11 protein-coding genes and 1 tRNA gene are annotated in these 12291 nt (G+C 71.6%); 2 read left to right on the forward strand and 10 right to left on the reverse strand.

Annotated features, from left to right (window positions below; translation table 11 throughout):
- Positions 1 to 34: 34 nt before the first annotated feature.
- Complete coding sequence (locus ABT295_RS09850) at positions 35 to 2179, reverse strand: MMPL family transporter (RefSeq protein WP_352394174.1); 2145 nt, start codon at positions 2177 to 2179, stop codon at positions 35 to 37.
- An 87-nt stretch (positions 2180 to 2266) separates the two neighbouring features.
- On the opposite strand from ABT295_RS09850, the gene ABT295_RS09855 reads away from it, so the two are divergent.
- Together ABT295_RS09855 and ABT295_RS09860 are read left to right on the forward strand one after the other, a co-directional pair.
- Entirely contained in the window at positions 2267 to 2944 is a 678-nt protein-coding gene (locus ABT295_RS09855; protein ID WP_352394175.1) for a TetR/AcrR family transcriptional regulator, read from the forward strand.
- A gap of 92 nt (positions 2945 to 3036) precedes the next feature.
- Positions 3037 to 3112: transfer RNA gene (locus ABT295_RS09860), tRNA-Lys, on the forward strand.
- Positions 3113 to 3217: 105 nt separating this feature from the next.
- Here ABT295_RS09860 and ABT295_RS09865 read toward each other — a convergent pair.
- Genes ABT295_RS09865 through ABT295_RS09905 form a run of 9 tightly spaced genes read right to left on the reverse strand, consistent with a single transcriptional unit; the run spans position 3218 to position 12191 of the window.
- Entirely contained in the window at positions 3218 to 3955 is a 738-nt protein-coding gene (locus tag ABT295_RS09865) for an SDR family NAD(P)-dependent oxidoreductase (RefSeq protein ID WP_352394176.1), read from the reverse strand.
- Positions 3952 to 5175, reverse strand: coding sequence for a sialidase family protein (locus ABT295_RS09870; protein ID WP_352394177.1), 1224 nt, complete (start codon positions 5173 to 5175; stop codon positions 3952 to 3954). Before ABT295_RS09870 ends, ABT295_RS09865 begins: the two co-directional genes overlap by 4 nt.
- Positions 5172 to 5966, reverse strand: a complete 795-nt coding sequence (locus ABT295_RS09875; RefSeq protein ID WP_352394178.1) for an HpcH/HpaI aldolase family protein — start codon at positions 5964 to 5966, stop codon at positions 5172 to 5174. Before ABT295_RS09875 ends, ABT295_RS09870 begins: the two co-directional genes overlap by 4 nt.
- Positions 5963 to 6946, reverse strand: coding sequence for an aldo/keto reductase (locus ABT295_RS09880; protein WP_352394179.1), 984 nt, complete (start codon positions 6944 to 6946; stop codon positions 5963 to 5965). Before ABT295_RS09880 ends, ABT295_RS09875 begins: the two co-directional genes overlap by 4 nt.
- Positions 6943 to 7791 carry an ATP-binding cassette domain-containing protein gene (locus ABT295_RS09885; RefSeq protein WP_352394180.1) on the reverse strand — a complete coding sequence of 283 codons (849 nt, stop codon included), beginning with the start codon at positions 7789 to 7791 and terminating at the stop codon, positions 6943 to 6945. Before ABT295_RS09885 ends, ABT295_RS09880 begins: the two co-directional genes overlap by 4 nt.
- On the reverse strand, positions 7784 to 8644 hold the full coding sequence (locus ABT295_RS09890; protein WP_352394181.1) for an ABC transporter ATP-binding protein: 861 nt from the start codon (positions 8642 to 8644) through the stop codon (positions 7784 to 7786). The genes ABT295_RS09885 and ABT295_RS09890 overlap by 8 nt, the downstream gene beginning before the upstream one ends.
- Positions 8641 to 9597: an ABC transporter permease gene (locus tag ABT295_RS09895; RefSeq protein ID WP_352394182.1), complete on the reverse strand. Its 957-nt coding sequence runs from the start codon at positions 9595 to 9597 to the stop codon at positions 8641 to 8643. The genes ABT295_RS09890 and ABT295_RS09895 overlap by 4 nt, the downstream gene beginning before the upstream one ends.
- The gene (locus ABT295_RS09900; RefSeq protein ID WP_352394183.1) at positions 9594 to 10526 is read right to left on the reverse strand and encodes an ABC transporter permease; all 933 of its coding nucleotides are present in this window, start codon (positions 10524 to 10526) and stop codon (positions 9594 to 9596) included. Before ABT295_RS09900 ends, ABT295_RS09895 begins: the two co-directional genes overlap by 4 nt.
- A gap of 33 nt (positions 10527 to 10559) precedes the next feature.
- Positions 10560 to 12191: an ABC transporter substrate-binding protein gene (locus ABT295_RS09905; RefSeq protein WP_352394184.1), complete on the reverse strand. Its 1632-nt coding sequence runs from the start codon at positions 12189 to 12191 to the stop codon at positions 10560 to 10562.
- Between the last annotated feature and the right edge of the window lie 100 nt (positions 12192 to 12291).

The raw sequence follows: 12291 nt of genomic DNA on the forward strand, positions 1-12291 counted from the left end.
GGGGCTTCGGCCCGGAGTCGTCCGTCGTCGCTCGTCACGCCGGCGTGCCGCGGCCGGCGCGGCCGACGCGGCCGACGCGACGGTCGAGCCGGCGAGGCAGCCACCACGCCCGCTCACCGAGCAGCTCGAGCACCGCGGGCGCGAGGAAGAGCCTGACGACCGTCACGTCGATGAGCACGGCGGTCGCGAGCCCCAGCCCGATCATCTTCACCTCGGTCTCGCTGGTCACGGTGAAGCCGAGGAAGACGAGCGTCATGATCGCTCCGGCCGTGGTGATCAGGCTGGCCGTCCGCCCGACGCCGAGCGGCACGGCATCACGCGCACTCCTGCCGGCCAGGCGCTCCTCGCGCACGGCCGAGAGCAGGAAGACGTTGTAGTCCATGCTCAGTCCGAACAGGATCGCGAACATCAGCATCGGGACGAACGACACGATCGGCTGCTCGTTCACGCCCAGCAGGTTCGTGCCGACCTCGGTCTGGAAGGCCAGGGTGACGACGCCGTACGCTGCGCCGATCGACAGCAGGTTGAGCAGAGCGCTGACCACCGGCAGCACCACCGACCGGAACGCCGCCGTCAGCAGGATCAGCGACAGGGCGACCACGACGACGATGAGCAGCACGAGGCTGTCCGACACCTTGGTCGCGAGGTCGTCGTAGGTCGCGGTCTGGCCACCGACGTACGCCGTGCCCCCGGTGCCCGCGAGCGACGACGGGAGCACGTCCTCGCGCAGGAGCCCGACGAGGTCGCTCGTCTCCCGGGCCTGCGGAGCCGTCGTGGGGATGACCGTGATCACGGCGGTGTCCCCGGCCGGGTTGAGCTGGGCGGGAGCCACGGACCGGACGCCGGCAGTGCCAGCGATTCCCTCGGCCACCGCCTGCGCGGTGGCCGCAGGGTCGGTCACGCCGCGCACGTCGACCGCGACCAGGAGCGGCCCGTTGAAGCCGGCACCGAAGCCTTCGGCGAGCCGTTCGTAGGCGACCCGCATCGTGTCTCCGGCCGGTCGGTTGCTGTCGTCGGGCTGGCCCAGCTGCAGGCCGAGCGCGGGCGCTGCGAGACCGAGCAGCAGGACGGTGGAGACCGCGGCCGTCAGAGCTGGGCGCTTCGCGACCCACCGGGCGAGGCCGCGGGCGCGGCGGCCCTCCGGCCCGTCGCCCTGGGGCACGGTCGCACCCTCGGGGAGGTTGCGCTCCGCCTTCGGAAGGACGCGGCGGCCGGCCAGACGCAGCGCCGCGGGGACGATGCTGACGGTGGTGAGGGCGGCGACGGCGACCACGACGGCCGCAGCGAGGCCCATCCGGCCGATGATCGTGATGCCGGTGACGTACAGGCCGCAGATGGACACCACGACGATCGCGCCGGCCGTGACGATCGCGGTCCCCGTGGTGCTGTTCGCCTTCGCGGCCGCCGTGACGACGTCGTCCCCGGCTCGCAGACGCGCCCGGACCCGGGCGAGGAGGAAGAGCGCGTAGTCCACGCCGGCACCGAGTCCGAGCATGATGGCGATGGTGGGCGCGACGGTGGGGATGTCGATGAAACCGGACACGACGGCGAGCACGGCGTTCCCGACCGCGAGGCCGACGAGTGCCGAGCCCACGGTGACCACCGTGGCGACCAACGAGCGGAACAGCAGCGTCACCAGCACGATCGCGGCGACGAGGCCGATCGCCTCACCGAGCGGGACCGGTCGCTCGCGCCAGCGGTCCACGAGGGGGCCCCGCATGCTCGCCTCGACGCCCACGCCCCGGAGCGGCGCCACCGCGTCCTCGAGGCGCTGCAGGTGGTCGACGGACAGGTCTGCAGCCTTCTTCCCGAACAGCACCGTCGCGTAGCCGGTCGTCCGGTCGGTCGACAGCTGCACGGGCGTCGTCGAGACGACGTCGGGCTGCGTCCTCAGGGTCGCCGTCGCTCGATCGACAGCAGCGCGCACGTCGCCGTCGAGTCCCCCGTCGGAGTGGAGGACCACCGTCGCCGTGTCGCCTGCAGCCGCCGGGAACCGCTCGGTCAACAGGTCGGACGCCTGCTGGGACCCGGTGTCGCCCAGGCGCACCTCGTCGGTGAACCCGGCACCGACGGCGCCGGCGACGCCCCCGAGCAGGAACAGGGCGAGCACGAAGCCCGCCAGCACCCGCCACGGCTTGCCGGCCGCGCCGGCCCCCACCCGCTCCAGCAGTCCCGACATCCCCGTCTCCTCACTCATCCAGCGGTTTCAATCAAGTGATTGAATCATTTGATTGAATCATAGGCAAGGTCTGGCATGATGACCGGCATGACGTCGTCCACCGCCGAACGGCTGCGCCTGGCGGTGGAGGACCTGCTGCTCGAGCGGGGACAGGCGGCCACGACGCTGCGCCACATCACCGAGCGAGCCGACGCCAACGTCGCCGCCGTCAGCTATCACTTCGGGTCGAAGGACGCACTCATCGCGCGCGTGTACGGCGACGCGCTGCGCGAGGTGTCCGAGGTGCAGCGCCGTCGTCTCTCCGAGGTGCCGGACGGGGCGCCGCTCGAGGACCTGGTGCGCGTCTGGCTCGCCCCCGCCCTGGGCGAGCGAGATCGTGACCCGCGGGAGACGCGTCTGTGGGCCCTCGTCCAGCGCGGCATGAGGGAGCGCGCTCCGGGTCTGCTCGAGAGCCTGCCCGCGGTACGGGACGCGGTCGACACGCACCTCATGGACCGCCTCGCCGCCGCACTCCCGCACCTGTCCCGCGAGGAGCTGGTGCTGCGCCACGACGCGGTGCTTGCCGCGATCGGCGGCCTCGCGAGCCCCGCGATGGAGGGCATGGCGAGCGGCCGCCCCTCAGCGCGGACGATCGAGATGATCGTCGCCTGGGTCGTCGGCGGCCTCCGGGCACCCGCCGCGTCGCACGGTCACGGCGTCGACCACGGGCACCGCGACCGAGGACCCTCGGCACCGACACCCCGCACACCGCCCGCAGCCCACTGACGGATCTCCGGCATACTGGGCCCCAGGCGTCGGGCCGGCGAGCTACGAGGATGTTCTTCCCACCGTGGTCTCGACTGTGCGTCCGACGTCGCGGGCCTCTAGCTCAGTCGGTAGAGCATCGGACTTTTAATCCGCCGGTCGTCGGTTCGAGCCCGACGGGGCCCACCACTGCGGGAGCGCACCTCCAGCACCCAGCCGTGGCTGGATGCTTGAGGTCGAGCAGGCTCGCGAGCCGCGACGATCCCGCCACGGCTGGAACTCGGGGGCGCGGTGTCAGGCGAGCGAGGCCCCGCCGCAGATGACGAGCGTCTGACCGGTGATCATCGCCCCGCTCGGCTCGAGCAGGAAGCGCGTCAGAGCAGCCACCTCGGCCGGCTCGACGAGCCGGCCCAGCGCCGGCACGACGGGTGGCACCGTGGCACGGTTCGGGTCGTCGAGCATCGCCGTGCGGGTCGGGCCGGGCGCGACGACGTTCACGGTGACGCGTCGCGGCGCGAGCTCCCCGGCCCACGCGCGGGCCATGGCCGCGAGCGCGGCCTTCGTCGCCGCGTACTGGCTCTTGCCCGGCACGCCGACCATCGTGCGGCTGCCGACGAGCACGACCCGGCCGCCGTCGGGCACCAGGTCGAGCAGGCCGTCGACCACCAGCTCGGCGCCCCGCACGTGCACGGCCCACATGCGCTCGCCGTGCCCCGGCGCCAGCTCGCCGACCCGGCCGGTGTGCTGCAGGCCGGCGGCGTGCACGACCGCGTCCACCCCCTGCGCCGACAGCTCCCGCACGTCCCGCACGGCGCGCGCCGCGGAGGCCTGGTCGGCCAGGTCGCAGGGCACCCAGGTCGCCGACGCGGGGAGGGCACCCCGCGACCGGCTCAGGCCGATGACGTGCCACCCGCCCGCGAGGAGGTCCTCGGCGACGGCGAGGCCGATGCCCGAGCTGGCCCCGGTGACGACCGCGCGGCGTGTGCGACGGTCGTCACCGGGTCCCGGCCGGTGCCCTTCGGGCCCGGTCACGCGGACGGGCCGCGACGGAGGGCGTCGACGACCTCGGCCGGCAGATGCACGTGCTTGATCGCCCGCCGGTGGTAGGTGTAGGCGACGTGCAGGTCGCCGTCCGGCCCGGGCAGCACCGAGGGGTAGGAGAGCTCGCGGTTCAGGCCGTCGCGCGAGTTGTTCGACATGCAGTAGCCGTCGCCGGTCTCGAGGTCGACGAGCACGGGCCACGAGGCTCCGTCGTCGGGGCTGAGGCCCAGGGTCATCGGGGCCCGAGGCGCTCCCCAGAAGGCCTTGGGTCTCCCGTCGTCGGCGTCGACGTCGGGCTCGGCGACGACGGGCCCGTCGATGCCGTCGCGCACCCCCTCGTCGTCGATCTCGTCGTAGAGCGAGACCCGGCGCTCGGTCGCGTCGGCGGCAGAGCTGCGGTTGAGCACCATCGCCACCTCTCCCCCGCCGGTGGCGACGGCCTGGATCGACGAGTTGTTGTTCGGCAGGGACGTCGGCGTCGGCGCTCCCCACGTCACCCCGTCGTCGCTCGACGTCGTCTGCCAGACGTGGTCGGCCCAGCGACTGCGGAAGCAGGCCCACAGCGAGTCGTCCTGTCGCACGACGATGTTCATGTGCACGCACCCGAGGGAGCCGGGCACCTCCGACTCCGTCCACGTCGCGCCGCCGTCGTCGCTGCGCCAGACGCTGGACGTGTCCTCGTTGCCGACCCACTTCTCGCCGGGCACGGTGACGCAGTTGAAGACGGGCAGCAGGATGCGGCCGCTCGCGAGGACGACGGGTGGCTGCCGCACGAAGACGCCGCCGCGGTCGGTCGCGGGGAGCAGCACGGTCGGCTCGCCCCACGTGTCGCCGCCGTCGCGCGACACCCGCCGCCGCACCTCCGAGGTGTCCTGGTTGCCGGCGAGCTGGGCCGTGTAGAGCAGCCAGAGGTCGCCGTCGGGCGCCGTGAAGATCACCGGGTTCTGCTCCGAACGCGTCGGGTCGTCGCTCAGCGGCACCGGAGCGAGCCACGTGTCGCTGCCCGAGGGCAGACGCGAGAGGTAGGCCGTGATGTCGCTGACGCCCTCCTGCGTGCCACCGAACCACACGCAGGCGAGGTCGCCTCCGGGCAGCCACGCGAGGTTGGCCGCGTGGCACTGCACCGTCGGGGTGGGCAGGTATGCCGTCCGGCCGCCCCCCTCTCGCGCGCGCAGCACGCCGTCGGTGACGACGGCCTCGGCGGCGTTCACGACTCGCCCCGCGCCACCTTGAGGTGGGCCGTCGCGGCCTGCTCGAGGTGGATGAGGTCGGAGCTGACCGTGGCGAGCGTGAAGCCCTGGCCGATCCGCCTGGCCGCGACCTCCCCGCTGGGCGTGTGGAACCCGGCTGCGATGCCCGCCTCCTTCGCCGCGGCCAGCACCCGCTCGACGGCTGCCTCGAAGACGTCGTCGACGGCCGGGTCGGTCGAGGTGGCACCGCCGACGGCGAGACGGAGGTCGGACGGGCCGATGTAGAGACCGTCGATGCCGGGCGTCGCCGCGATCGCCTCGACGTTCTCGAGGCCCTGCGGCGTCTCGATCATGGCGAGCACCACGGTCGCCTCGTTGGAGTCCGCCGGGTTGGGCCCGATCCGCAGCTGCGAGCGCATCGGGCCGTAGGAGCGCACGCCTTCCGGGCCGTACTTCGCGAACGAGACCGCGCGGGCGGCGTCCTCCGCCGTGTTGACGAGGGGCACGATGATGCCGGCAGCGCCGGAGTCGAGTGCCTGGCCGATGAGGAACGGGTCGTTGGCGCCGACCCGCACCATCCCGACCGACTCGCCGCCGGCGTCGATGGCGGTCATCCCGGCGAGGATGCCCTTGTAGTCGAGCAGGCCGTGCTGCGCGTCGAAGCAGACGTAGTCGTAGCCGAGACGGGCGAGCCGCTCGGTGGAGACGGGTGAGTCGATGATGACCCAGTAGCCGAGGATCGTCTCCCGGGCGCGCACCCGTCGGGCGTAGTCGAGCACGCGCTCCCGGCTGCGCTCCATCGCGGTGCTCATCGGTTGTACCCCGGCATCGAACCGGCGAGGGCCAGGCCTGCCTCGTCGCAGGCGGTGAGCACGTCGTCCGGGAGCGGACCGGCTTGTGCAGCAGTGATGTTGGCCTCCAGTTGGTGTGGTTTGGATCCGCCGAGCAGGACCGACGAGACGACGGGCTTGGAGAGCAGCCACCGCAGCGACAGCTCCGGCAGCGTGATGCCGGCCTCCGTCGCGATGGCTCCGAGCGCCTCGATGACCGCGAACGTCTCGGCGTTCCAGTAGCGGTCCTTGTACATGGTCGACAGCGCCGAGGTGCCGAAGCGGCCCTCGCCCGGCGACTGGGTGAAGGAGTGCCGGCCCGTCAGCAGCCCGCCGCCGAGCGGGTTGTAGACGATCGTCGCCAGGCCCTTCGTCGTCGCGAACTCCACGTACTCGGCCTCGATCCGACGCGCCACGAGGTTGTAGAGCTGCTGGGCCAGCACGGGGCGCGGGGCACCCAGGGCGTCGCACGCGGCGAAGACGTCACCGATCTGCCAGGCCGAGAAGTTCGAGACGCCGATGGCCCGGACCTTGCCCTCCTTGACGAACTCGCCCAGCGCCGAGACGGTCTCGTCGATCGGCACGGAACGGTCGGGCATGTGGAGGTAGTAGATGTCGACGTGGTCGGTACGGAGGCGTCGGAGGCTGGCCTCGAGCGAGGCCCGCAACCCCGCCGCCGAGAGCAGCGGTTCCCCGCCCGCGTCGCCGGGGTAGATCCCGGCCTTGGTCGCGAGCGTGGCGGCGTCGCGCCGACCCGCCAGGATCTCGCCGAGCATCTCCTCGCTGCGCCCGGCGGCATACCCGTTCGCGGTGTCGAGGGAGGTGATCCCGGCCTCGAGGGCGGTGTCGACCATGGTCCGGGCCGTCTCGAGGTCGACGGTGTCGCCGAAGGTCATGGTGCCGAGCACGAGCTGCGAGAGGGGGCGCTCGAGGCCGGGGAGGTCGATGGTCGGGAGGGTCATGAAGCCTTCTCGGTCTCGGCCGCTCGGGAGGCGGCGATGTGGCGGATGAGGTGGCGCGGCTTGACCCCGGTCATGAGACCGGGCTCGAGGGCCGACCTGCGGAGGCGCTGCGTGTAGTCCTCCTGCGGTCGTGAGAGCAGCTCGTCGGTGCGCCCGGCCTCGACGACCCGGCCGGCCCGCATGACGAGGGTCTCCTGCGAGATGGCCCGCACGACGCCCAGGTTGTGCGAGATGAAGAGGTAGGTCAGGCCGGTCTCGGCCTGGATGTCGGCGAGCAGCTCGAGCACCTGGGCCTGCACCGACACGTCGAGGGCGCTCGTGGCCTCGTCGCAGACGAGCAGCTCGGGGCCGGAGGCGAGCGCGCGGGCGATGCCGATGCGCTGGCGCTGCCCACCGGAGAACTCGGGCGGCTTGCGCTCGAGGGCCGTCTTCGGCAGGCCGACCCGGTCGATGAGCTCGGCGGCCTTCTCCCGCTGCACCGCCCGGCTCCGCTCGCCGCGCACCCGAAGGGGCTCGGCGACGATCTCCTGGGCGGTGAGGTGCGGGTCGAGCGAGCCGTACGGGTCCTGGAAGACCATCTGCACGCGGTGCCGTATCGGGCGCAGCTGCTTCTCGCTCAGCTGCGCGAGGTCGGTGCCGGCCAGGTCGATGGTGCCCGACGTCGGCCTCAGCAACCGCACGAGCGCCTTGGCGATCGTCGACTTGCCGCAGCCCGACTCGCCGACGATGGCGAGCGTGCCGCCCCGGGGCACGCTGAACGAGACGTCGTCGACGGCCCGGAAGGTCTCCTTGCCTGTGCGGTACTCGACGACGAGGTTGCGGACGGTGAGCAGGTCCTCAGCCACGGCTGGCCTCCTTGACGACGAGGCTCGGTGTCGGGTCTGCCGTCGACGCCGCGGACACGTCGTCCCACGGGCCGAGCTCGGGGATCGCCCCGAGCAGCTTCTGCGTGTACGGGTGCTGGGGGTGGTCCACGACGTCGACCACCGGACCGCCCTCGACGAAGACCCCGGCCTGCATGACGTGGATGCGGTCGCTCATCAGCCGCGCGACGCCGAGGTCGTGGGTGATGAGGAGCAGGGCGATGCCGGTCTGCTCCTGCAGCTCGAGCAGCAGGTCGAGGATGCCGGCCTGCACGGTGACGTCGAGCGCGCTGGTCGGCTCGTCGGCGACGATGAGGTCGGCGTCGGTCGAGACCGCCATCGCGATGAGCACGCGCTGGAGCATGCCGCCCGAGAGCTGGTGGGGGTAGGCGCCGAACTGCTTCTCGGGGTTGCGGATGTGCACCTGCGCCATGAGGGAGAGGGCCCGCGCCCGCGCCTCGGCCTTGCCGAGCTCGGGGTACTTGATCCGCACGGCCTCGGTCATCTGCCGGCCGATGGTGCGGATCGGGTCGAGGGCGGTCATCGGGTCCTGCGGGATGAGGGCGACGGCCCGTCCGCGGAGCCCGTCGATGACCTTCCGGCTCCCCGTCACGTCCTGGCCCCCGATGCGCGCCTCGCCCGAGATGACCGCGAGGTCGTCGGGCAGCAGCCGCAGGATCGCCATCGCCGTCGTCGACTTGCCGGAGCCGGACTCGCCGATGATCGTCACCGTCTCACCCGCGTCGATGTGGAAGCTGACGCCGTCGACCGCGCGGACGACGCGACTGCCGGTCATCAGCTCGACCTGGAGGTCCCTGACCTCGAGCACGCTCACGACTGGTCTCCCTTCGCCCGGCGCACGCGGTCGCGCAGGCCGTCTCCCACGAGGTTGACGCCGACCACGAGCAACGCGATGACGAGGCCCGGGATCGTGACGAGCCACCACTTGCCGGTGACGAAGAGCTCACGCCCGTCGGAGATGATGCCGCCCCACGTCGGGTAGGGGCGCTGCACGCCGGCGCCGAGGAACGACAGGGCGCTCTCGAGCAGGACGGCCTGGGCCAGCAGCAGGAGCACGACGACGAGCACCTGCTGCAGGATGTTCGGGATGACGTGGCGCAGGATGATCGAGACCCGGTGCAGGCCGAGCACCCGCGCCGCCGCGACGTACGGCTTCTCCCGCTCCACGAGCACGAGGGCCCTGGTGATCCGGGCCGGCTCGGGCCACTGCGCGAAGGCGATGACGAGCGTGATGACCGGGATCGAGGGCCCGAAGAGGGCGACCACGAGGAGCAGCATGAGCAGCAGCGGCAGCGACATCTGCGCCTCGAGCAGGCGCGAGATGATCGTGTCGACCCAGCCGCCGAAGTAGCCGGCCGCAGCGCCCGCCACGATGCCGACGAGGCCCGAGACGACGATCGCGAGCACGCCGATGACGAGCGAGGTCTGGCCGCCGTGCAGGATGCGGCTGAGCAGGTCTCGCCCGTTGGGGTCGGTGCCGAGCAGGTGCCCCGGGCTGAGCGGCGGCAGCGACGACTCGGTCAGTGCGCCGACGATCGGGTCCGGCAGCGGCAGCACCCGGGCCAGGGCCACGGGCACGACGACCAGGCCGGCGCACAGGACGCCCACCCAGATCTTGATGGTGCTGTAGCGGGCCCGCCGTGCGGCGGCCGAGCGACGCAGCAGCAGCTTCGTCACGGCGGAGTCGCGGCCGAGGATCGAACCGGGCACGGCCGTGAGGTCGGGCGCCTGTGGACGCCCCGAGACGTCAGGGGTCGAGGTGGTCATGCGCTCGCCTCTCCGAGTCGGACCCGCGGGTCCATGAGCGGGTAGAGCAGGTCGACGACGAGCTGCACGACGAGCGCGAGCAGCACGGTGACGAGGACGGTCGCCTGGATGAGCGGGAAGTCGCGCTGCTTGAGCGCGTTGACGACGAGCTCGCCCACCCCGGGCCAGTTGAAGACGACCTCGACGATGACGACGCCGTTCAGCATGGCGGCGAACCGGGTGCCGAGCGCGGTGACCACGGGCAGCGCGGAGTTGCCGAACGCATACCTCCACGTCAGCGCGCGCTCGGAGACCCCGCGCGACCGGGCCACCGTGAGGTAGGGGGCCGCCAGGTTGACGACCATCTCGCGGCGCACGAGTCGCGAGATGAGCGCGATCTGCAGGATCGCGATCGTCACGGTCGGCAGCACGATCGAGCCGACCGAGCTGAAGCCCGACGGCGCGAACCAGCCGAGATTGACGGCGAAGACGATGAGCAGGACGAAGCCGATCCAGAAGTCGGGCATCGACTGCCCGGCGATGGTGCCGATGTTGGCGCCGAGCTCCGGTGCCGTGTTGGCGCGCCGGGCCATCCACACGCCGAGCGGGATGGCGACGAGGGCCGTCACGGCGATGGCGGCGACCGCGAGGGTCACGGTGTAGGGCAGGCGTTCCATGACGACCTCGAGCGCCGGCCGCTTGAAGAAGAACGAGGTGCCGACGTCGCCCTGGAAGAGGTGCTGGAGGAACGTCACGAACTGCACCGGGATGGGCTGGTCGAGCCCGAACTGCTGGCGGATCGCCTCGAGCTGGGCCGAGGTGGGGTTCGGCGGCGCGTAGTTCGCCGCCGGGTCGCCCGGGGCCATCCGCAGCAGGACGAACACCGTCGCGGTGGCGAGGAACGCGGTGAGGACGGTCTGTCCGACGCGTTTGAGGACGTAGGTCAACATGGGATCACCTTGGGTGCCGGGGCCCCCGACCGCTCAGGCCGAGACCGTGACGGAGCCGAGGTCGTAGGAGTTGATGGCTCGCAGCTTGAGCGAGGTGACGCGCTTGCGCTTGGCGAGGACGTTGTTCGGCGTCCACGCCCACATGGCCGGCCAGAGCGCCCAGATCTTCTCCTGGGCCTGCTTCAGCAGGTCGTTGCGCTTGGCCTCGTCGGCCTCGGCGCCGGCCTGGTCGAGCAGGTTCGAGACCTCCGGCACGACGAAGCCGTGGTAGCTGTCGCGGGTCTTCTCCTTCTCCGCGGTGCCGCCGTACTGACCGACGAGGTTCGTCAGGGCGAGCCCGGTCTGGTTGCCGTAGCCGTTGGCGAGCACGTCCCAGTCGCCGGCCTCGCCGCGGCGCCAGGCGTTGATCTCGCCGCCCTTCGGGATCATCTTGAGGGTCGCGGTGACCCCGACGGCCGCGAGCATCTGCGAGACCGCCTCGAGCACGCGCGAGGCGCCCGCGAACTCCGAGTCCTCCCAGATGAACGTCAGCTTGAGCCCACTGCCGCCGTTGTCGGCGAGCATCTGCTTGGCCTTGCCCGGGTCGTAGGTGTAGTCACCCGTCTTGGCGAAGCCCGCGAGGGTCTTGGGCACGACGCCCTCGGCCGACGTGACCTGGTTGTTCATCAGGGCCTTGATGAGCGAGTCGTGGTCGATCGCGTACGTGAGCGCCTCGCGCACCTTGGGGTTGGCGAGCGGGTGGCCGGCGGGCTTGCGGAAGTTGTAGAAGAGGTGGATCAGGCGCGTGCCCGGCGTCTCGATGACGTCGACGTCGGAGTTCGTCTTGAGCGACGCGGCCGACTCGGGGGTGATCGTGTCGATGACGTCGGCCTGGCCCGAGGTGATGGCGATGACGCGAGCGCCCTCCTCCTCCTGGTAGGAGACCTTGACGGTGTCGAGGGTGGCCTTGGTGCCCCAGTAGTTCTCGTTGCGGGCCAGCGTGTAGGTGCCGGTGCCGGTGTCGGCGCTCGCGATGGTGAAGGGACCGGTGCCGATCCCGGTGCTCAGCTCCTCGGCCTTGTTGTCCTTGGCCGGCGTGATGAGGATGTTGGACATGAGCGAGTCGAGGGTGACGACGGGGTTCTTGGTCGTCAGCGTGAAGGTCGTGTCGTCGACCTTGGCGAAGGCCGGCTGCTCGGGGAACTGCGACGCGACGTAGCCGGCCTTGACCTCGAAGTAGAGCTTGAGCGCCGTCTCGACGTCCTCGACGGTGACCGGCGACTTGTCGGAGTAGTGGATGTCCTTGCGCAGCTTGACGGTCCAGACGGTCGGCTTGGTCTGCTCGAACGACTCGGCCAGGACGAGCTCGGGCTTGAGGTCGTCGCCGATCTTCGTCAGGGCCTCGCGCACGGCGCGCTGAACAGTGACGGCTGCGTCGTACTGGTTGAGCTTGTTGTCGAGGCTGACCAGGTTGCGGTTGAGCACGATGCTCAGCGTGCCCCCGGCGCCGCCCGCACCGCCGGTGCTCGGCGCGTTGGCCGACTTCGGGCCCGCGCAGGCTGCGAGCGCCGGGGCGAAGAGGGCGCCGGCGCCGGCCAGGGAGGCGAACTTGAGGACCGAGCGACGCGAGACCTCGCGCGCGGGCTGGTCGGACGTGGGGAGCAGTGCGTGCAGGGACTTGGTCATCGGGACTCCTCGTTGAGCGGTGGCCTCCCCGTCGGCGGCGCACGCTGCGCCCCTCGGGTTGAACCACCTTCGCACCATTGCGCGATGTGCGCAATACCTG

Source organism: Terrabacter sp. NPDC000476 (assembly GCF_040300125.1).
Classification (GTDB): Bacteria; Actinomycetota; Actinomycetes; order Actinomycetales; family Dermatophilaceae; genus Terrabacter.